Raw genomic sequence first — 21,503 nt, forward strand, 5'->3', positions numbered from 1 at the left:
AGCCATGGCATCGCACCCGCAAGCCCAAGCCGAGACCGGTCCAGCCAATCCACCAGGCTCGCCACCTGTACCGGGATGGGCGGGCATCGCCAGCGACTGGTCCTCGGATAAAGAGGCCTTCAAGCAGGTCCACTGGGGCAAGGCGATGATGTGGATATTCCTGCTCAGCGACACGTTTATATTCACCTGTTTTCTGACCGGCTACATGTCGGTACGCATGACCATCACCACCGCCTGGCCGAACCCCAGTGAAGTGTTCGCATTGACGATCGGCGGCACGGAAATTCCACTTATTCTGATTGCCATCATGACCTTTGTGCTGATCAGTAGCAGCGGCACCATGGCCATGGCCGTCAACTTCGCCTATCGCCGTGATCGCGCGAAAACCACGGCCCTGATGCTGGCGACCGCTGCCTTGGGTGTGACCTTCGTCAGCATGCAGGCATTTGAATGGAGCAAGCTCATCGCAGAAGGGGTGCGCCCCTGGGGGAACCCCATGGGGGCGGCGCAATTTGGCGCCAGTTTTTTCATGATCACCGGTTTTCACGGACTGCATGTGTCAATCGGCGCCCTCTACCTCAGCATTGTGGCGCGCAAAGTATTGCGTGGAGATTATGAGCGCTCCGGAAATTATCAGAACGTCGAGATAGCAGGGCTTTACTGGCACTTCGTGGATTTGGTGTGGGTGTTTATTTTTGCTTTCTTCTATTTGTGGTAGAGGAGCACGGGTGATGGCACATGCTCAGGGGCAGCAACATCCAATCAGTCTGTACCTCAAGATCTGGGGACTGTTATTCGTCCTCAGTACGATGTCGTACCTTGTCGATTATTTCCACTTCCATGGCTACCTTCGGTGGTTCCTGATTATCACGTTCATGTTGTTGAAGGCGGGTTTGATTGTCTCCATCTTCATGCACATGGCCTGGGAGCGGTTGGCCATGGTCTATGCGATATTGGTCCCACCTTTGTGTTTACTGGTGCTCGTCGGACTGATGGCCACCGAGGCGGATTATGTTTTCCTCAGCCGGGTCATTTTCTTCGGTCAATAAGCCGCTTTCGGATGGCCTTGAGTCTGCGGGAGCTAACCCGAAATCACTCGTTTGAACTGATGCCACTTGTGCTGCCAGGCTACCGTCCAGTGGGGGGCTGCCGCTCCCGTGCCGGCGATCTTCAGTTTTGGATGATGTCCGATGACTTGGTCCAGTATCGACTCCTGATTCGGGTCAACATCCACGAAGAAGATATGTTTGCCTTCTTTTACCACCTGGCTGAAATTGCGGAAGTGAGTGTTCGGCACCTGGAAGCCGAAAAAACCGCCTTCCCAGATGCAGAAGCCAAAAACAACAATGGCAAGGAAGATAAAGGGCATCCAGCCTACGGCGGATTCAGTCCAGCCCATCCAATAGGCGCCAAGCAGGATCAGCGCCGCGAGTGGCACACCGACCACTGCACCAATCTCACCGGAGTGAACAGCATCCTGTTCCATTAACGAGCTGATCTCGTGGAGGTGATGTTGTTCAACATCAGCAACTTTCTCACTGAGCACATGAATCTGTTCGGAATTGATGCCGCTGGCTTCCAATTCATTTTCAACGGTTTCAAGTTCGTTGAGATTGTCACTGATGTAATAGTGTCGATTCATGCCACACCTCCGATCTAGAGTTTGCTGTAGACCTCCTTTGTCCGGCAGCCGTTAACCAGGATTTTGCAGTCGGTATCTGTACCAAGGGGAACGTTGCACACTTCATGCAATCTGAGCGAAGTATAGCACTCGCCAGCAGGCGGACCGGTCGGCTACTTGCGACACCGGTAGTATCACGGGATCAACCGCAAGGGCACGCTAGTTGATCTGCACAATGACCGGACCTTCGGTTACGATCGGCGGGTTCGCCCGGATATTCGAGCTGTTTTTCTGAATCCACTCACGCGCGACTTTCGAGCTCGCATCGCTGCCGGCCTTGTCCTTGCAAACAGTCACCGACGTACCACCATCTCCCGTATTCAACAGCGTGTAGCTGACCAGGCCTGGCACTGTCCGCAGGGTAGCTTCGATGTCGACATTGCGTTCTTCCAGAAGCTCGAAAAGCTGCTTCGCTCCAGTACCCAGGTAGGTTCGTATGACCGCATACATGGTCGTCTCCTTTGGGACTACCGATCTGTTGATGGTCGTAATCACTCAGGTTTCAGTTCGCCCTGATTCATTAAGCTTAGCCAAACGCCGGCGACAATCGAAATGCAACGACCACCGGCCACTTCTGGCCGTTTCCGTATTCATACGCCGTAATACGCAGCGATAACCATGAGCGCAAGAAAACAGACCAGTTGAATGCAAAAGAAGGTAAACCGGACTGCGACAAACGCATTGGTTTGCACATGGGATACGTGAACCAGTGACTGGCACACGCGAGCGATCAGGACGAGTGTGGACAAGTAGTTGACTGCCGGGCCGTTGATATCAAGGGCGGAAATCACGAACACGATGACGGCAAAGACAGGCAGGTTTTCCACACAGTTGGCGTGTGCCCTTGTCCCGCGCTGGTACCAGTCCGCACCTTCGAGCTGATCGCTTCGGAAGGAGGCGATCGGAGCACTCGAGAACAGGATGGCGACCCAGCGATAAACGCCGACGGTTGCAATCAACAGCAGCAAAGTCCAGGTCGCAAACCCAAGCAGCATCCACATCGGTATCGTCATGGCCGCCATCCCCGATAGATTGTTATCAGCACGTCTTCCTACAGCGCGGCCGACGAGCAGTCGGTCACGAGCGGTCACTCAATTGCTCATGATGGGGGCCAGTGCGGTCTGAATCCTGGACATCTGTGCAGGCGTTGTCATGTGCGTCAGCAACTGACCAAAGTGTGGATGTTGCACGCCCGAGACAATGTATTGCCAGCGATAGGCGCTCAGCACACCGGCCTTGATTTGCGCGGCCTCGTCGGCACTGAATGATCGTGAAACATTACCCATGAAGTAGTCGGCATCGGATGCCGACTGTGCCAGCAGGATTGCGTCGACGGCCGCTACCAGCGTAATCAGATCATTCACCGCCTGGTCGCGCTCGGCTGGCGAGAGCTTCGCGTGCTCCGTCTGCCACTCCAGTTCATCGAGTACGACGTGCCGGCTTTCATCCTTCCAGTGAAACTTGAAGACATCCTTGAACAACGGGCACAACTCCTCGCGCGGTGCGATGCTCTGTACGTAGTGCGACTGAACGAACAGCTCGATATGACAGGTCAGTGCCAACACTGACCAGGTGCTGGCCGCCAGTACCGCGCGCGCCACATCGTTTGGATCGGCAACTTGACGATAGCCCGCAGGCAATTGCGAACCCATCATCGTCTCCATGCGCCGGAACAACGCCTGGTGCTTGATCTCGTCGTTGGAAAAGCGCACCAGCGCTTCGAGTGCGAGTTGATTGTCAAACACATGGGCCCGACCTTGATCGAGCATTTTGGCACTGATAAAGCGCTCCACCAGGCCAAATATATACGCATAGGTTCGGCCCTGTATCTGACTGAGCAGGCGTGCCTCGGACGCGGTGAGAAAGGTCAGGCGATCGATCTGCGACAGTCCGTCGGGCAGGAATTTGCGCGAGAAATCGAAACGCCGGTCCTGCAGCAAGTCGCGATCGATCTGCCATTCGGTTTTTTTCGATGACCTGACAATCCGCGCATAACGGGCAGCGTTGCCTGACTCAGAGCCGGGTAGGGTAGCGATAGTGTTCATATGGATCTCCTGTTGCCCTGGTTGAGTTGGAGTGGGGCAATTACGGTTGACGCCGGAGCCAATGACCTTGGGTGAAGCCTCTGGGAACAGTCCCGATCTCTGAATCCGCGCTGGTGCTAATCTAGGGCTCGTGGTTCAGGCGGCAAATGACCGGTGCGCCTGATTACATGCTCCGGACTCCGGAAAGGAGGGCTGGCAATTGCTGGACGCGCTTTCTGATGTTTTGCGGGTGATTCGGTTGTCTGGCGGGGTGTTCCTCGAGGCGGAACTCACTGCGCCCTGGTGTATCAACGGAAGGCTCTCGGCAGACGATTGCAAACCGTTCCTGGCGGTACCCCGGCATATCATTGCCTCACATTTTGTAGCGGCGGGGCACATGCAAATACGCATCGACGGTGATTCCGCCATCGACGTGGGGGCGGGCGAACTCGTTCTGCTGCCTCGCAATGACGCTCACTCTTTTGGCAGCGACCTGAGCGTTGCGCCCATGCCGGCCAGAGAAGTCATTCAGCCTCCGGAAGTCGGTGGGATTTCACGGATCAAGTACGGCGGGGGCGGCGAGGCCACGCAGTTGTTGTGCGGATTCCTCGGCTCTGAAACACCCTTCAGTCCGTTGCTTTCGTCGTTGCCATCCTTATTGAAACTGGACGTACGCGCGACGGCTTCAGGCGCCTGGATCGAAAGTTCGTTCCGTTTTGCTGTCAGTGAAATCGCGGCGGGACGCGTCGGTTCGGCAACGGTCATCACCAAGCTATCCGAGCTGCTATTCGTCGAAGCCATCGGCCAGTATGTCGCCAGCCTGCCCGCCGAGCGGCGCGGATGGCTGGCAGGTTTGCGGGATCCGCATATCGGGCGCGCACTGGCGCTACTCCATGCTCGTCCGACCGAAAGCTGGACTGCAGAAGCCCTGGCGCTTGAGGTGGGTATGTCGCGCTCGGTTTTCGCGGAGCGATTCACGGCGCTGGTCGGACAGCCACCGATGCAATACCTGACGCTCTGGCGTATGCATGTGGCGGCTCAACACCTGCGCGAAGGTCGCGGCAATGTGGCGCAAGTCGGCTTTGCAGTTGGCTATGAATCCGAAGCCGCGTTCAGTCGCGCATTCAAACGCCAGTTCGGCACATCCCCAGGCACCTGGCGCAGACAATCGGCATGAGAAGGTTTGGTGCCGGAGGACACCCTGAAAAAGCCAGGCGGCCAATGTCTAACCATCGACCCAAAGCCGACTGTGATGTCAGGCGGCTTTGGGTTGAAACAGTCGTGTAAGCGGTGTTTAGCGTTTGCTGACGACATGATCAGCCGTTTGATAGACAACGCTAGCCTTTGCCACCGCCTTTGCCACCGCCTTTGCTACTACCGCTACCGCTACCGCCACTGTTATCTACTTGGTTATTGTTGACATTGACCTGTGGTCCGACGCCATCTCCCGTGCGGAATGTCGGTAACGCAACCGAGTTCACGAATTTCACGCCGTCCCAGCTGGGCAACGGTGTGGGCATCAACTGGAACTGGCCAGGGTGCTCGGAGTCCCAGCGCAGCAGCATCGCCGTGTCCTCATGCTGAGTGTTGTGGCAGTGCTCCATGTAGGTACCGAAAAACTCGCGGATGCGTATGGCCATTTCGACATTGTCGAGGCTGTCAGGATCCCGGCCTATACGGTAGACATCCTTACGCGCTCCTTTTTCCCATTCGGGTGGTGGTCTGCCACCTCGACTGAGAATGACCCCTTCCTCGAAGTGCACATGCACCGGGTGAGTCCAGCCATTGCCGCCGTTCTGGATCTTCCAGATTTCCAGCGTGCCTTCACCCGTGAACCCGGCCGGTGTCGGGCCATTGGCCAGTTGTGGCGCGGCTGAAATCCGCCGCGGGTCCATGTTGAAGCCTGGGCCGCCATCGGTCTTGATCGTCCAGGGTTGTTCGTCGGTGCCGTTGGAGCGGCCAAAGATAAAGGTGCGGTGCCGCGCCTGGGCAAGCCGGGCGATATCGGCAGGGTCATCACGGTGCAAGGGCAGGGGGATCATGAACTTGCCCTCGGGCTTGCCGGGCTTGGCGGGCTCGTAGTCGACTGGATTGAGGCTGACATCCTGGCCGCTGTAAGGCTGGACGTTCAGTTGCAGGAACAGGCCTACGCCCGGGTCACCGTTGACCCACTGTGGCCCGTGGCTGGTTTGCCTGACCACGGGCAGGTACTTCTCGGAGAGTACATCCGCCAATGGAATGTCACGATTTGGACGCTTGCCGTTTTCATGCTCCTCGATATTGACAAAGAAAATTCTGTCGCCCGGCTTGATGCCGTTTGCCGCGAAATCGACGACGATGTCATAGCGTTCGGCAATGCCCAGTAGCGGCAGAATGGCATTGTTGTCCTGTGTGTCGCCGTCGCCATCGAGGTCCAGGCTGCCATCGAAGGGCACCGCGTGTTCCATGAGGTTGCCGTCGTTGGCAATCATGTGGAACGGCACGCGGTTATAAGACACACCGGAACCTGCCGGGCCGGGGAACTCGCCACCATTACCACTGACCTGACGCACCAGCGCGAACTTGAAGTAGCGAGATACCGCTCCGTCAAGAATGCGGAAACGGTAGCGGCGGGCACGTACGTCCAGGAAGGGCTTGAACTCCCAGTTGGTCAGTACCTGGTCTCCAAGGAAACCGTCGGTGTTGAAGGGGTTGAACCACAACTGGCCGGTCTGGTCCCAGGCCTTGTCGGCAATCGTCAGGTTGACGTCATAGTCGCGGTTACCCCAGCCCAGCGCCGTACCGCTGGGCAAGCGCAGGTTGACCCCGTCGTCGACGGCCTCGTTGCCACGGTCCAGGGCGCTGTAGTAGTTCATCATCGTCGCGTTACCCTTGTAGACGTTCTGCGCGGTGAATTCGAGCATGTGGTCGTGGAACCAGTGGGTGCTCATGGTTTCACGCCAGTCGCCACGGATCTTGATGGTGCCGTGGTCGCAGGTCTTGAAGCCGGGGCTGGCGTCGTTGACGAACAGGGTTTCACCGGGGTCGCAGGGGAACGCCGCCCGTGGGTCCTCGGCCGTGGTGTTGATGGTGTCGTAACCGGCCAACTGGATCGGCCAGCGATAGTCGTAGTACTGGCCCGGGAAGAAGAACGCGTTGGTAAAGCCGTCGCTTTCTCCGGGCGTGTGACCGTTATGTTCATGGGTGGTGAGGGTATGCAGGCCAAAGCCCCGGTTGGCCGACGGATCAATCGGCAAGGCATCGTAATGACGCATCAGCATCGCCTGGCCATAGCGTACTTGCAGCAGTTTGGGCGGAAAGGTACCGTCGAACGTCCATAGCGCATTGTGGTCCTGAACAGGGAGGTTGGGGTGAAACTGCACTTGGATACCTTTGGTGGTGCCCTCGTTGGCCGGGTTGCCGTTGGTGTTGTGATAGAGCCCGCCTGGCGCAAATTCCCCCACGGCGTAGTTATGCCGTTGCATGTGATCACGCAAGCCGCTGTTGACGTGCGCGCCGGCTTGCACAGTCTTGAAGGCGTCGCGCGGGAAAAACTCATTGAATCGCTGGTGCGACCAGCCTTTTCCCGGTGGCCGGCCTTCTGCGGGCGAGTCGACTCGGCGATTGAGGAAAAGCTCGATCTGCGCCTTCCAGGGGTTTCGGTCCAGTACATTGGAGAACTCAGTGGGGAAGGGCGTCAATGCCGGCTGCCTGAGAAAGGCATCCAGCGCATCCGGCGACGGGCCGCTACGCGCTACCTTCAATGGATCTTGCGCCGGTGCGGGGCCCACCGTCGGGACCGGAAACGGAACGGGTGATGGCGGGTCGGTCGCATCCAGCTTGTTCGAGCCGAACTCTTCGAACAGTTCAAGCTTCTGTGTGAACGGTTGAGCCCCGAACAACGGGCTGGCATTACCGTTAGTGGGGATATTGAAGCTGGGTTGCTGATCGGGTGGCAGCACATTGTCGGCCAAGGGCGTCTGGCGGTTACCGACTACTCCATTGGGCAAGTCGAAGGCGCCGACGTTTGCCGGAGGCAATTTGAGCAAGTCCCGCAATGCGGCATTGGGGTCGGCAGGCGGATTGGTGAACGCCGATGGGTCGGTAGGAGGCGGTGGATCGGTGTTGTCGAGGGGGGCTGCCCGAGTGTGGGACAAGCCCAGCCCCAGCATGATCACGGCAGCAGAGATACTCAGCGCCAGCCTGGTTTTGAACAATGGACTAGGAGTCAACCTTCCGGTATCCAGTTTCATCGCAAACACCTCTGACGGGATCCCCGGTGCGCGTGGTTATACCTGAGTAACGAGCCACGGCTTCCAGGCCGGCTGGCGAAACGTTTTATTTCGAGCCGGGATGTTGACGACGCAATTTTTTTGCCAAAAGTGAAAGGAATTGATTTATGGCTCTGCGCCACATTCCCCTTGCTTGCTGGCTTTGAGCGGGCGTATCAGAAACTGGGTGAAGGTCCCCGAAATTGGGGAATACCCCCAACACAGGGTAGTGGTGTTCAGTCAAGGATTCTTCTGTAGGAGCGCGCTCGCTCCTACAGTGGATCATGCTCGCATTACCCAATACCGGGTGCGATTGTGCGGGGGGATTCGGGATAAGGGACGTGGCCGTTTTCTGCCTGTCCCATTGTGCCTGTCGTCATTATTGACTGGATCGAACGGCTCCTCCGTCGATCAACAGGTTCTGCCCGGTCAGGTAACCTGCATGGCTGCTGCAAACGAAGGCGCAAAGCGCACCGAACTCTTCGGGTGATCCAAAGCGTTTGGCAGGAATTTCGGCACGGCATTCGCCAAGGAATACCTCACTGTCTTGCCCCGACTCTTCGGCGGCAGCGACCAGGTTGTCACGCAGTCGATCGGTATCGAAGGAACCCGGTTGCAGGTTGTTGATCGTCACATTGCGGCTGGCAATGTTCTCCTGTCGGGCGAGCCCTGCGATGAACCCCGTCAGGCCACTGCGCGCGCCATTGGACAGGCCCAGGCTTTCGATAGGGGACTTCACGGCACTCGACGTGATGTTGATGATCCGGCCAAATCCGCGTGCCGCCATACCGTCTACCGTTGCCTTGATCAATTCGATAGGGGTCAGCATGTTGGCATCCAGCGCCTTGAGCCAGGCGTTGCGATCCCATTCGCGGAAATCCCCGGGGGGAGGGCCTCCGGCGTTGTTGATCAAAATATCGAAATGCTCATGGGCCTTGAGCGCTGCCGTCCGACCCTCGGGCGTCGAAATGTCTCCGGCCACGGCGATGACCGTCACTTCAGGATTTATCGCTCTGAGCTCACGGGCCGTTTCATTAAGCATGTGTTCGCCCCGTGCGGTGATCACCACGTTCACGCCTTCGCACACGAGTGCCTGTGCACAGGCTTTGCCCAGGCCTTTGCTGGCGGCGCACACCAGCGCCCAGCGTCCTGCTATTCCAAGATTCATGCGGGTTTTCCTGAAAGGGAGCTCAAAGAAAGTGGTTGCCTATTCATGCATGGTCCACCGTTGCAGACAGGTTTGGCGAGCGGGCAGCGATTCCCATGAAGCGCCGTACTCGCTCGCCCTTGGCGTCGCATCGTATGGTTTCAGGTGCGGCATCGAGTTGAATATTGCCGTTCTCCATGAAAATCACCCGGTCGGAGATCGACATGGCAAAGTCCATTTCGTGGGTCACGATCAGCATGGTCATGCCTTCCTTCGCCAGGTCGCGGATCACGCTGAGCACGTCGTTGACCAGTTCCGGGTCGAGGGCCGAGGTCGGCTCGTCGAACAGCATGATCTGCGGCTCCATGGCCAGGGCCCGAGCGATCGCCACACGCTGTTGCTGCCCACCGGAGAGCTGGTGCGGGTACTTGTGGGCATGGGCCAGCAGGCCGACCTTGTCCAGCAGCGCATACGCACGATGTTCACTCAACTCGCCCGGTTGGCCGTGGTAACGCGGTGCCAGCGTGACGTTGTCGAGAATGGTGCGGTGCGGGAACAGGTTGAAGTTCTGGAACACCATGCCGATGTGCCGCACGCCTTTGCGCAGACGGGAGCTGTTGGGTTTGTCCGATGCTTCGATGAACTTTTCGCCGAACAACAGAATGTCGCCGGTATCGATGCTTTCCAGGCCGTTGACCGTGCGGATCAGCGAAGTCTTGCCGGAACCGGATGGCCCGATGATCGAGACCACCTGGCCGTAGTCGACATTCAGGTCGATACCCAGCAGCACCTTGTGCGTGCCATAGCTTTTCTGGATGTTCTTCAATTGCAGGATAGGCGTCGCGTTGTTGCCGGCGGCTTTGCGCGCAGTGTCGGGCAACGCTTCGGCGCTGGCCTTGAACCTGGCGATGGTGGCCGCGTCGAGTGTGTGCGGCTTGCGGAAGTTCAGGTCCAGATAGCGCTCCAGGCGCTGCAGGAAATAGCCGAACACGGTGACGATCAACACGTAGTAGACGCCGACCGCCGCCAGGGTCTCCATGACCAGGAAGTTGGTGGCATAGAGGCGTTGGCCGACCGTGAGGATTTCGGTCAGGGAGATGACCGAGACCAGCGATGTCAGCTTGACCACCGTGATGTATTCATTGATCAGAGTGGGCAGCGAAATACGGAAAGCCTGGGGGATCACAATCAGGCGTTGCATGCCAAACAGGCCGACACCCAGCGCGCGCCCGGCTTCCTTTTGGCCCTTGGCCACGGAAATCAGACCGCCACGATGGATTTCCGCCATGTACGCCGCCTCGGTGACCACCAGGGCCAGCAAGCCGGAGTAGAAGGGGTTGGACAGGATCGGTCCGCTGCCGGGAAACAATTGCGGCAGGTTGTAGACGAACACCACCAGCACCAGCAACGGGATGCTGCGGAAAAACCAGATGTAGACAGCTGCCGGAATGCGCAGCAAGGGCGATTGGGACAGCTTGGCCGTGGCCAGGACAAAACCCAGCAGCATGCCGATGAACCAGGCCAGGGCACTGAGCTGGATCACCGTGACGCAGGCTTTCCAGAAGTCTGGCAGGGAGAACAGGGAGAGAAAGTACGACCAATCGAATTGCATAGGGCACCTCAATCTGCCGCCCCCGTGCAGGGGCGGCAGATGACCAGACTACAAGGACAGGTTCTTAGTTGGCAGTCGGTTCTTCCAAGCCATATTTCTTAAGGATAGCGGCGTATTCACCGCTCTTTTTCGTCTCTTCGAAGGCCTTTTGCAAAGCCTGGAAGGTGTCGTCGTTGCCTTTCTTGACGAAGATGCCCAGGGTTTGCTGATAAATCGGGTGCTCGGTGGTGATCACTACCCGGCCATTGGTTTTTTCCGCGATCATTTTTGCGGCGCCAGCGATTTCAACCTGGGCCTGGATGTTTTTGGACAATAGGGCCTGGGTCACTTCCGGTGCCGACGGGTACTCGCTGACGGTGATGGCGCCTTTGTTGTTCGGCACGCAGTAGTCATCCGACAGTTTCCTGAATTCCTTGACCCAGGTAGTGCCCTGTTCCAGGCCCAGTTTCAAGCCGCACAGGTCCTCAGGTTTTTTCGCATTGATTTCGCTGCCCTGGGGCACCATGACTGCGGCACCTGTGTTGGCATAGGCGATGGTCTGGGCTTGAGTCTGGCGCTCCGGCGTGATGTACATGCCGGAAATGACCGCGTCGTACTTGCCGGAGTTCAAGCCCAGGATCAGGCTCGGGAACTTGGTGTCGACGAACTCCACCCTGGCGCTCATGTGCTTGGCCAGTGCCGTTGCCAACTCGGGGTCCGAACCCACCACGTTCTTGTCCTTGTCATAGGACTCGAAAGGGGGGTAAGTGATTTCCATGCCGACCTTGAACGTGTCTGACGCGGCCATGCTCATCGAGGCAGCGAGCATGCCGGCTGCCAATACAGCCAGGCTCAACAGGTTTTTTTTATTGTTTTTCATCTTTTACTGACTCCGGCGTAGGTAAGGGTTTAACTGAAAACTTCAATCAGGACGGTTGAGCCTGATTTTTCAAATGTCCGAAACTGGCGGGCTTGCGTGCCTTGCCTGGCAGTTGAACTTCCCCATTGGCCACCCTCTGGCGCAGATACTGATAGGTCTGCAGCGCCTGGCCATACATGTGTTCGCCGATCGTGATTTCTTCGTAGTCGTTGCCGGCCTGGGCGAACCCGGGCAGCGGTTTGATCTGGGTGTGATAGTCGCAGGCATAAAACAGCGGGAAGGAATAACGCTCCTCCTTCACGCTGCGTACCCGGTGCGCTGTGGCAACGAATGCGCCTGCCGTCATCACTTCCAGCATGTCGCCGATGTTGACCACAAAGGCATCGGCAATCGGTGGGGCATCGATCCATTGACCAAGGTTGTTCATCACCTCAAGCCCAGGTTTGTCGGCCAGGAGGATGGTGAAGCACTCGTAGTCAGTATGGGCGCCAAGACCCGGTGCGTCATGGGCCGCACCGTCGTAGGGGTAGTGGATCAGGCGCAGCTTGGACGGCGGACGGGTGACCAGGCTGTCGAAATAGTTTTCTTCCAGGCCCAGGGTCAGGGCGAAGCCGCCGAACAGGCGCCGGCCCAAGGCGAAGATCGCTTCATAGTAGGCCTGCACCGATGCCTTGAAACCTGCCAGCTGTGGCCAGTCGTTGGGCCCCAACAATGGCGTGTTGGCCAGCACCAGCGGGTCATCGGCCGGGACTTCGTAGCCGACGTCGAAGGCCTCCTTATGGTCCGGCTTGCCTTTGGAATAGACCTCTTCGCCTTCGGGTACAAAGCCCTTGTGGGTTTGCGAAGTACCGATGTAGTGCCGCATCTTGGTGTCGAAGGGCTGCTCGAAAAAGTCCTTGGCCGCCTTGCGCAGGTTGGCGATCAGTTGCGGGTCGATGCCGTGATGGGTGATATAGAGAAACCCGACTTCGCTGGCGGCGCGCCCCAATTGTTCGGCCACGGCCAGGCGATGTTCCAGTTCAAAGCTGAACAGACCGGCGATGTTGACCACCGGGATGCTATTGAAGTTGGCTTTGTGTGTGTCAGTGCTGGCGCTGTTGTTTTTATTGTCAGGCATGACGCATCGGCTCCCTAAGGATGGCTTGAGTGGTGGAATCGCTCGAAGTGTTCGCGCTCGGTCTGGCCCATCCACACGTTCAATGACCACAGGTCGGCGACCGGGACATTGGTGAAGGGCAAATGATGCAGGTAGCCGTCGGCGCCGAATTCCGGGGTCAGGGTGCTGACCTGGTAACCGCGGGCTTGTTGCGAGCGCCAGATGCTTTCCCAGTGCTGCTGATGGAAAGCCAGTTCTTTTGCATATTCGGGAGCCGCCGGGTGTGGAACCTGCGGGCCTTGGTCGTAACCGACCCGAGCCTGGATATGGTGAACCCGCTCGATGAAAGCACTCAGGTCATCGGCCGGGTCATTCAGCAGACGCTCGCAAGTCACGACCCAATGGCTGATGTCACTGGTGAACAACAGATCGGGCAGTTGCCGGATCAACTCCAGGGTCACCCAGGGGTTGAACAGCGAACGTGAGCGGTGAGTTTCGAAACTGCAGACCTGGCCGTGCTTGCGCGCCAGATCCAGCGCCTGGCCAAAAAAGTCCACTTGTTCTGGCAAGGACCAGCGGTCGTTGCCCGCCAGTACGTTGACGAAGCGCGGACCGAGTTCGGCGGCCAAGGCGAGTTTGCGGTCCAGGTCATTGAGGTGGACGGCAGGTGTTGCCGACTGGTCGGGCAGTACGTCGTACGCGGTGAAGACGGTGCTGATATAGCCCAGGCAATTGGCCTGGAGAAACGCGCCAAACTCGGCCCGTTCACCGGCGTCCAGTGGCAGGCGTGCTTCCATGCCATCAAAGCCCGCCCGCAGCAACTCATCGAGTGCCTGAGCCTTGCTGGCGGTGTAACCCCACAGCGTGCGAAAAATTTCCAGCTTCATCGGTGATCCTCAAAAATCCCAGGGCCTGGCGCAAAAGCACTTCGACGGCACCAGACGGCTTGGCGATCAATGGTCAGCGGCAGCAGGGGACTTTGGATCCGGGTCTCTGCGTCATCTGATCCCACTGAGCGATACCGAGTCTGGTTCGCTGTGGAGTCGATGTTAGGCACAGGCCGCACGACGAAAGAATCTGAAAACTCAAATGAATACTTCATATTTTCGTTAACAATTAGCTGGCTAATTATCGCGCTTGTCAGGAGGGTTTTTTGCGGCGAGTACGTGTCTACGCTGGCTACTAGCGAGGTGTGCCTGCATTACGGCATCATTTTGAAGAGTCCCAAGCGACAACGGGTTGCTTAGGGGGCGCTCCTGGCCGACTTCTGTCTGTCGTGAAGGGTAAAAATCGACCTATAGCTGTCCGGCTGAAGCCTCTCAGATGCATTCGCGACTAGAATTCCACTGCCGACACTTCTAAAGCCAAGCCAGATTTCAAACTTGCAGCGTCAGCTCTCGAGCGTTGTTTCGGTCTATGGGAAACCGGTATGACAAATCCGCAAGATAAAGCCGAATCCGACGAGGATTTAGCTCAGATGGTAATAGGGCGAGGGCCCTGCACCTATCTAATGCTGCTCTTACTAGGATTGATCCTCCTGTTTCCCTTTCTTGAGGAAGGTATATTTGCTCGCACGTTGCTCGGCACTCTGTTTTCAATCGTGCTGCTCGTGGGCGCTTTCGCCACCAGGCAGACTCGGCAGGGGTTCATCCTCAAACTGGGCCTGGCGTTGCTTGGGGTTGGTCTTCAATGGGCGGCGTTGTGGACTGAGAGTATCGCGATTCTTGAGCTTGCCGGGATATCTTATGCGGCATCTCTTGCAGTCTCGTTCATCGGAGTGCTTCGCTATATTCTCAAACGCGGGCCGATTACAGCCGACAAGCTGCATGGCGCGCTTGCGGGTTACATCATGCTGGCCTTCGTCTGGTCCTTCGTCTATGCCCTGGTCGAGTTATCCAGCGCTGGCTCATTCGGCCCTGGCCACCTCGACTTCGGACAGCCCGGCACTTTCTTCAAACTGATCTATTTTAGCCTCACGACGCTCACAACTACCGGTTACGGTGATGTTATCCCGTTGACCAACCACGCCCGCTCACTGGTGATGGTCGAAGAGTTTTCAGGTGTCTTTTATGTTGGTGTTGTGATAGCGCGGCTTGCCGGTCTTTATCCGTCGAATCAGACTAAGTGACTCTCGATTTGCCTGAGCCATCTCCGGGTATTAGTGATTGAGTCGCCCCTGATTGAGTGGACATCTCCGAGCGACTGCTAATTGAATCGCCCGGGATTTCATAGAGGCCTCCAAGGCTCATAATGAGGCTTCGTGCGCTAAACATCCGCCGCGCACGATTTGGTCGATTATTAACCAGCGCACGCTTGCCGTGCGCCTGGTGATATGTAGCTGTTACCGCCAATGCATTTTTGACCCAGGTGCCGACGCTATTCTGACCCACCCCAGCAGTCTGAAAGCGAAACTCAACAACGAGTTCGGAGTTCGACACCAGGTCAATGAAATTCCGGCGTGTGGGTGAAAAATGCGTCGGCGGCAACAGACCAGGCCATAGCATTTCCATGCCATCCGGGTCAGTCGAGTGGCAGCGATATCGTCAATCTCGTTCCTTTGTGCGGTGCGCTGTCGATCGTGAACTCCCCGCCCAGCATGCTGATGCGTTCTTTCATCCCCACCAGTCCGAACGAGTTGGATTTTTTGCGATCGGTCATGCCTACGCCATTGTCTTTGATCTGCAGGTAGAGTCGGCGACCGTCCCTGTAGAGTTCGACATGCACCTGTGTCGCTTGCGCGTGCCGGGCAATGTTCGATAGCGATTCCTGCACGATGCGGAACAGTGTCGTGGCGGATTTTTCACTCAGCTCACAACGCAAATCCGGGTCTTTCACCGACATCGTGCAATCGACCGCGCTGCGCTGGCGGAACTCTTCAAGTTGCCACTCGATCGCTGCCTGCAATCCCAGATCGAGTACGGGCGGCCGAAGTTCATTGATGATACTGCGGACACTGCGGATGGCTGTATCGAGGTGATTCAGCGCATCGCTGACCTTTTCGTTGAGCTTGGGGTGCATGGTACTGGTGCGCGCCTGCAACATGGAGACATCGATTCGCAACGCCAGCAGACTCTGTCCCAGCTCGTCATGGATGTCGCGTGCGATCCGCTTTCGCTCTTCTTCCTTGATGTGCTCCTGATAGGCGGCCAGTTCACGCAGTTGCAGCTTCGATTGCAGCAATTCTTCGGCCTGCATCGTCAGTTTGCGCTGCAGGTAGAACAGGTCGACGAACACCCGGATCTTGGCGCGAAGAACCTCGGCCATTATCGGGGAGAAGATGTAATCCACTGCGCCGGACGTATAACCGCGGAAACGCTCGGTATCCGTATCGGCCTCGGCCGTGACGAAGATGATGGGCGTGTGGGCCGACTTCGGGCGCCCGTGAATGAGGGCCGCGGTTTCAAAACCGTCCATCACTGGCATTTTCACGTCGAGCAGGATGACTGCGAAGTCGCGCTGCAATAGCAGGCGCAGCGCCTCGCGCCCGGAAGTCGCCGTGGCAATATCGAGGCCCATGTCGGCAATCACCGCGGCCAGCGCCGTAAGCTTGGCGGGATTGTCATCCACCAGCAACACGGATGCTGGCACGCCATCAGGCGGGAGCGGTTGCCGCACCTGGGCTCTCTCTTTGAATACCGGGGGTTCCTGCTGCATGTTTATGCCACTCGGTTTGCGCTGGCGTCTCTAGCCTTGACGGCAACACCGGTAAACTTGCGCACAATGCCACTTTTACTGTCGCGCAATGTGTGTGGGACAGCGTCATCGATAGAGCCATTTGCGCATCAGTGACAGCAACTGGTCGGTATCCACCGGCTTGCTGACATAGTCCGATGCTCCTGCCTCGAGGCACTTTTCACGGTCGCCCATCATCGCCTTGGCCGTCAGCGCAATCATGGGCAGGCTTTCAAATCTTTTGAATGTACGGATCTGGCGCATGGTTTCAAAGCCATCCATCCCGGGCATCATGATGTCCATCAGGACGATGTCGGTATCGGGCTGCTGCTGCAGCAGTTCTATGGCGGTTCGGCCGTTTTCGGCCGTGGCCACCAGCATTTTGTTGCGCTCGAGCACGCTGGTCAGGGCAAAGATATTGCGCACGTCATCGTCGACCACCAGGGCTTTTTTGCCCTCCAGACTGTCCGAGCCCTCATAGAGTTTTTCCAGCATCCTGCGTTGGGTCTGCGTCAGCCTGGCTACGACGCGGTGTAGAAACAGCGCGGTTTCATCGAGTATGCGCTCGGGGGATTGAACCGCCTTGATGACGCCCTTGCCGAGCAGTGTCCTGAATCGCTCGTGTTCCGGCTTGGTCAGTGTCTGCGCACCATAGACGACGATCGGCAATTCACGCATTGCGTGGTCTTCCTGCAACGCCTCGAGAAACCTGATACCGGATGCGTTGGGCAGTTTGAGGTTGATTGCCATGCAGTCGTAGCGTTGCTTTGCCAGTTTCTTCAAGGCTTCAGCGCCGCTGTCGGTCGTTGCGACCTTCACGTCGGTATTGCCGAGTAGATCGAGGATGCGGGCGCGGCTGCCTTCGTCGCCGTCGACGAGCAGCAGACTCCTGGTCTTGCGCCGTGCGAATGCCACGATGCCGACCAGCGCATTTTGAATCTCGTCGGCTGTGACCGGCTTGAGCAGAAAGTCGAAAGCGCCGTAGCGCAGCCCGCGTGTGCGGTCGTCAGCGTTCGAGATGATCTGGACCGGGATGTGACGCGTGGCGAAGTTTCGCTTCAACTGCTCGAGCAGCAACCAGCCATCGATGTCCGTCAGGCCCGGGTCCAGCGTGATCGCGGCGGGTTTGAAGCGCTCGACAAGCTCCAGCGCATCCGTGCCACGGGTCGTGACGATAGCCCGGAACCCTTTCTGGTGCGCGGCCTCGAGCAGAATGCTGGCGAATCGGGCGTCGCCCTCGAGCATCAGCAGCACCTGGTCCCCGGGTTGGACAGACTCGCGGTCGTCCAGTATCTGTGCAGAAGGGCCTGGCATCAGGTCGCGCCTGACCAGGTCAGTTACTGTCTCTGTCGCTGATTCGTCTGGCAACTGACGCTGGGCATCCGGTGTACGCAAGGGCACGTACAGCGCGAAAATACTGCCCTTGCCGATCTCACCGGCGATCAGCCGCAGTTCACCGCCCAGCCGGTGTGCCAGCTCGCGGCTGATCGACAGACCGAGGCCGGTGCCGCCGTATTTTCGCGAGGTTCCGGTGTCTGCTTGCTGGAACGCCTCGAAGATGAGTTTCTGCTTGCCGGCAGAGACTCCAATGCCAGTGTCGGTGACCACGAAGGCGACCACCGCATTGGCGTGGTTCAGTTCGCTGTGATCCACGCTCCACCCGGACACAGCGGGCGCGATGCTGATCTTGACGCTGCCTTGCTCAGTAAACTTGAAGGCATTGGACAGCAGGTTCTTGACCACCTGCAGCAGGCGCTTTTCGTCGGTCCAGATGACGGGGGGCAGGGTAGGCGCCAGTTCAATCGTGAAGGTGAGGCCCCGGCTTTCGGCGACCGGGCGGAAGGTGCGTTCGATCTGGTCGTGCAGATCGGCGAACAGTGCCTCGTTCAGATCCAGTGTGACCGTGCCCGACTCGATCTTGGACAGATAGAGAATCTCGTCGATCAGCTCCAGCAGGTCTTTGCCGGCGCTACGGATGGTCTTGGCATATTCGACCTGCCGGGGAGTGAGATTGTGTTCCACGTTGTCGCTGAGCTGCTGGGCCAGGATCAGCAAGCTGTTCAATGGCGTCCTGAGCTCATGGGACATGCTGGAGAGGAATTCGGACTTGTATTTCGAGGTCAGCATCAGTTGCTCCGCCTTCTCCTCCAGCGACAGCTTGGTGATTTCGACTTCGCGGTTCTTGCGCTCGACTTCGGCTTTCTGCTCCGCCAGCATTCCAGCCTTGTCCTCCAGTTCCTCGTTGGTCTGTCGCAACTCTTCCTGTTGCCTTTGCAACTCCTGCGCCAGCGATTGCGACTGCTTGAGCAGTTCTTCGGTACGCATATTGGCTTCGATCGTGTTGAGCACGATACCAATCGATTCAGCTAGCTGATCAAGAAAGGTTTGGTGAATGACGCTGTAGCGAGTGAACGAAGCCATTTCGACGACGGCCTTGACCTTGTTCTCGAACAGGATCGGCAACACGATGATATTCAGCGGGGCGGCCGCACCCAGTCCCGATGAAATCGCGACGTAATCTCCCGGTACATCGGTCAGCAGAATGCGCCGCTTTTCGTAAGCGCATTGCCCGACCAGGCCCTCGCCGAGCCGCCACTCATCGTTCACGTTGATGTTGCCCTTGTACGCATAAGCCGACAGCAGTTTGAGTTTCGCAGGATCGGGCGGGCTCTCGTTCATCATGTAGAACACACCGTGCTGGGCGTTGATCAGCGGAGCCAGTTCCGACAGCACCATCTTGGAGACCGCCGCCAGATCGCGCTGGCCCTGCAGCAGGCGGGTAAATTTCGCGAGATTGGTCTTGAGCCAATCCTGTTCCGCATTCTGCCGCGTGGTTTCCCGCAGGTTGCGGATCATCTCGTTGACGTTGTCCTTCAATTCCGCCACTTCACCCTTTGCTTCCACCTCCACGTAACGGGTCAGATCGCCCTTGGTCACGGCAGTCGCCACGTCGGCAATTGCGCGCACCTGATTGGTCAGGTTGGCCGCCAGACCGTTCACGTTGTCGGTCAGGTCGCGCCAGGTGCCGGCAGCACCCGGCACGTTGGCCTGGCCACCGAGCTTGCCCTCGACGCCCACTTCACGCGCCACCGAGGTCACCTGGTCGGAGAACAGCGCCAGCGTATCGGTCATACTGTTGATGGTGTCGGCCAGTTCGGCGATCTCGCCCTTGGCTTGCAGTGTCAGTTTCTTCTTCATGTCGCCGTTGGCTACCGCTGTCACCACTTTAGCGATGCCTCGCACCTGGCTGGTCAGGTTGGCCGCCATGAAGTTCACGTTTTCGGTCAAGTCCTTCCAGGTGCCGGACACGCCTTGCACCTGTGCCTGTCCTCCGAGCTTTCCTTCGGTGCCGACTTCGCGCGCCACTCGCGTCACTTCGGCAGCAAAGCTGTTGAGCTGGTCCACCATCGTGTTGATGGTGTTCTTCAGCTCCATGATTTCGCCCTTGGCTTCCACGGTAATCGTGCGCCCCAGGTCGCCCTTGGCCACCGCCGTCGTCACGTCGGCGATGTTGCGCACCTGATTGGTCAGGTTGGCCGCCATGCTGTTGACCGAGTCGGTCAGGTCTTTCCAGGTTCCACCGACGCCCGCCACCTTGGCCTGGCCACCGAGCTTGCCGTCTGTCCCCACTTCGCGGGCCATGCGCGTCACTTCGTCGGCAAAGGTCGAGAGCTGGTCCACCATTGTGTTGATGGTTTCCTTGAGCTGGAGAATTTCACCTTTCGCTTCGGCTGTGATCTTGCGCGACAGGTCGCCGTTGGCCACCGCCGTCGTTACGTCGGCAATGTTACGCACCTGGGTGGTCAGGTTGGCCGCCATGCCATTGACCGAATTGGTCAAGTCCTTCCAGGTTCCGGATACGCCGCTCACTTCGGCCTGTCCGCCCAGTTTGCCTTCGGTACCGACTTCAAGCGCGACGCGTGTCACCTCCGCGGCGAAGCTGGAGAGCTGGTCGACCATGGTGTTGATGGTGTTTTTCAGTTCGAGAATCTCGCCCTTGGCTTCAACGGTAATTTTCTTGCCGAGGTCGCCACGCGCCACCGCCGTCGTCACCTGTGCGAGGTTGCGCACCTGGGTGGTCAGGTTGGCCGCCATGCCGTTGACCGATTCGGTCAGGTCGCGCCAGGTGCCTGATACGTCGCGCACTTCCGCCTGGCCGCCCAACTTGCCTTCGGTACCGACTTCCAGCGCCACGCGGGTCACCTCCGCAGCGAAGCTCGAGAGCTGGCCGACCATCGTGTTGATGGTGTTTTTCAGCTCAAGAATCTCACCCCTGGCTTCGACGGTAATCGTCTTGCCCAGATCGCCTTTGGCCACCGCGGTCGTCACGTAAGCGATGTTGCGCATCTGGGTGGTCAGGTTGGCGGCCATGTCGTTGACGGAGTCGGTCAGATCTCTCCAGGTGCCGGACACTCCTTTGACATTGGCCTGACCACCGAGAATCCCTTCAGTGCCGACTTCGCGGGCCACCCGGGTCACTTCGGAAGCGAAGGAGCCCAGTCGCGTCACCATGGTGTTCACGATCCCGGCGGATTTGAGGAACTGGCCCCGCAGTTTCAGGCCGTTGAGTACCGGCGGTACCTGCTGGCTCAGATTACCCTCGGCCACCGAACCGACAACGCGAATGATCTCGTTCATCGGGCTGATGAGGTCGCTGGTGAGCGTATTGCTCGAGTTGACGATCTTTTGCCATGAGCCTTTCATCATCGGCAATTCGATACGCTCGTCGACCTTGCCCTGCTTGCCGATCAGTCGCGCCACGCGTTCGAATTCGGTGGTGGTGTCGGCTGCCATGTCGATGATCTCGTTGAGCGTGTCGGCGATCTTGCCCGGCATGCCGGTCCAGTCTTCCGGCATACGCGTAGTGAAGTCACCTTTGCGCAACGACTGCAGCGCTGCCAGCAACGTCTTCATGTCGATAACTTCGATCGGTGTCGTTACTGTGGCCATGTCTGTGTCCAGTCAAAATTGATGCCACGCACCAGAGGCCGGAAATGCCCCCGCTCTGAATGCCCACACGGGTATTGACTCCAGGATTGCCCTTGCCGCGGGAGCCGGCCTTGCAGTATTTCCCATGCTGAAAACCGAGCGTCAGCTTACGAAATACTAGCAAGGTTGGCGAAATGCCCCGGATCCTGGAGAAATTGTCATCTTGCAGTGCA

16 protein-coding genes are annotated in these 21,503 nt (G+C 58.0%); 4 read left to right on the forward strand and 12 right to left on the reverse strand.

Going from position 1 to position 21,503, the window contains the following annotated elements:
• The first annotated feature begins 4 nt into the window (after positions 1-4).
• Both CAF65_RS03645 and CAF65_RS03650 read left to right on the forward strand, forming a co-directional pair.
• Entirely contained in the window at positions 5-718 is a 714-nt protein-coding gene (locus CAF65_RS03645) for a heme-copper oxidase subunit III family protein (RefSeq protein ID WP_085715057.1), read from the forward strand.
• Between the two features lie 13 nt (positions 719-731).
• Entirely contained in the window at positions 732-1,049 is a 318-nt protein-coding gene (locus CAF65_RS03650; protein WP_008017298.1) for a cytochrome C oxidase subunit IV family protein, read from the forward strand.
• Between the two features lie 32 nt (positions 1,050-1,081).
• Here the strand turns inward: CAF65_RS03650 and CAF65_RS03655 are convergent, their stop codons facing one another.
• The 4 genes from CAF65_RS03655 to CAF65_RS03670 all read right to left on the reverse strand — a co-directional run bounded on the left by CAF65_RS03655 (position 1,082) and on the right by CAF65_RS03670 (position 3,726).
• Positions 1,082-1,642 (reverse strand): NAD/FAD-utilizing enzyme apparently involved in cell division, encoded by a 561-nt coding sequence (locus CAF65_RS03655; protein ID WP_085715058.1) that lies wholly within the window; start codon positions 1,640-1,642, stop codon positions 1,082-1,084.
• 198 nt (positions 1,643-1,840) lie between these two features.
• Positions 1,841-2,131: a hypothetical protein gene (locus CAF65_RS03660; RefSeq protein ID WP_085715059.1), complete on the reverse strand. Its 291-nt coding sequence runs from the start codon at positions 2,129-2,131 to the stop codon at positions 1,841-1,843.
• Positions 2,132-2,271: 140 nt separating this feature from the next.
• The gene (locus CAF65_RS03665) at positions 2,272-2,694 is read right to left on the reverse strand and encodes an MAPEG family protein (RefSeq protein WP_085715242.1); all 423 of its coding nucleotides are present in this window, start codon (positions 2,692-2,694) and stop codon (positions 2,272-2,274) included.
• A 78-nt stretch (positions 2,695-2,772) separates the two neighbouring features.
• Positions 2,773-3,726 (reverse strand): diiron oxygenase, encoded by a 954-nt coding sequence (locus tag CAF65_RS03670; protein ID WP_085715060.1) that lies wholly within the window; start codon positions 3,724-3,726, stop codon positions 2,773-2,775.
• A 199-nt stretch (positions 3,727-3,925) separates the two neighbouring features.
• Between CAF65_RS03670 and CAF65_RS03675 the strand changes: the two genes are divergently transcribed.
• The gene (locus CAF65_RS03675) at positions 3,926-4,882 is read left to right on the forward strand and encodes an AraC family transcriptional regulator (RefSeq protein ID WP_085715061.1); all 957 of its coding nucleotides are present in this window, start codon (positions 3,926-3,928) and stop codon (positions 4,880-4,882) included.
• 160 nt (positions 4,883-5,042) lie between these two features.
• On the opposite strand, the gene CAF65_RS03680 is transcribed toward CAF65_RS03675, so the two are convergent.
• The 6 genes from CAF65_RS03680 to CAF65_RS03705 form a co-directional block, all read right to left on the reverse strand.
• Entirely contained in the window at positions 5,043-7,937 is a 2,895-nt protein-coding gene (locus tag CAF65_RS03680; protein WP_085715062.1) for a multicopper oxidase domain-containing protein, read from the reverse strand.
• A gap of 397 nt (positions 7,938-8,334) precedes the next feature.
• Entirely contained in the window at positions 8,335-9,123 is a 789-nt protein-coding gene (locus CAF65_RS03685; RefSeq protein WP_085715063.1) for an SDR family oxidoreductase, read from the reverse strand.
• A 43-nt stretch (positions 9,124-9,166) separates the two neighbouring features.
• Positions 9,167-10,714: an amino acid ABC transporter permease/ATP-binding protein gene (locus CAF65_RS03690; protein ID WP_085715064.1), complete on the reverse strand. Its 1,548-nt coding sequence runs from the start codon at positions 10,712-10,714 to the stop codon at positions 9,167-9,169.
• Positions 10,715-10,778: 64 nt separating this feature from the next.
• Positions 10,779-11,573: an ABC transporter substrate-binding protein gene (locus CAF65_RS03695; RefSeq protein WP_085715065.1), complete on the reverse strand. Its 795-nt coding sequence runs from the start codon at positions 11,571-11,573 to the stop codon at positions 10,779-10,781.
• 46 nt (positions 11,574-11,619) lie between these two features.
• On the reverse strand, positions 11,620-12,690 hold the full coding sequence (locus CAF65_RS03700) for an isopenicillin N synthase family oxygenase (protein WP_085715066.1): 1,071 nt from the start codon (positions 12,688-12,690) through the stop codon (positions 11,620-11,622).
• A gap of 14 nt (positions 12,691-12,704) precedes the next feature.
• Positions 12,705-13,556, reverse strand: coding sequence for a sugar phosphate isomerase/epimerase (locus CAF65_RS03705; protein ID WP_085715067.1), 852 nt, complete (start codon positions 13,554-13,556; stop codon positions 12,705-12,707).
• Positions 13,557-14,098: 542 nt separating this feature from the next.
• Here CAF65_RS03705 and CAF65_RS03710 point away from each other — a divergent pair.
• Positions 14,099-14,797, forward strand: a complete 699-nt coding sequence (locus tag CAF65_RS03710) for an ion channel (RefSeq protein WP_085715068.1) — start codon at positions 14,099-14,101, stop codon at positions 14,795-14,797.
• A 392-nt stretch (positions 14,798-15,189) separates the two neighbouring features.
• Here CAF65_RS03710 and CAF65_RS03715 read toward each other — a convergent pair whose 3' ends face one another.
• Together CAF65_RS03715 and CAF65_RS03720 are read right to left on the reverse strand one after the other, a co-directional pair.
• Entirely contained in the window at positions 15,190-16,323 is a 1,134-nt protein-coding gene (locus tag CAF65_RS03715; RefSeq protein WP_085715069.1) for a response regulator, read from the reverse strand.
• 105 nt (positions 16,324-16,428) lie between these two features.
• Positions 16,429-21,291, reverse strand: a complete 4,863-nt coding sequence (locus tag CAF65_RS03720; protein WP_085715070.1) for a response regulator — start codon at positions 21,289-21,291, stop codon at positions 16,429-16,431.
• Positions 21,292-21,503: the final 212 nt, after the last annotated feature.

It is taken from the genome of Pseudomonas sp. B28(2017) (assembly GCF_002113025.1).
Lineage (GTDB): Bacteria > Pseudomonadota > Gammaproteobacteria > Pseudomonadales > Pseudomonadaceae > Aquipseudomonas.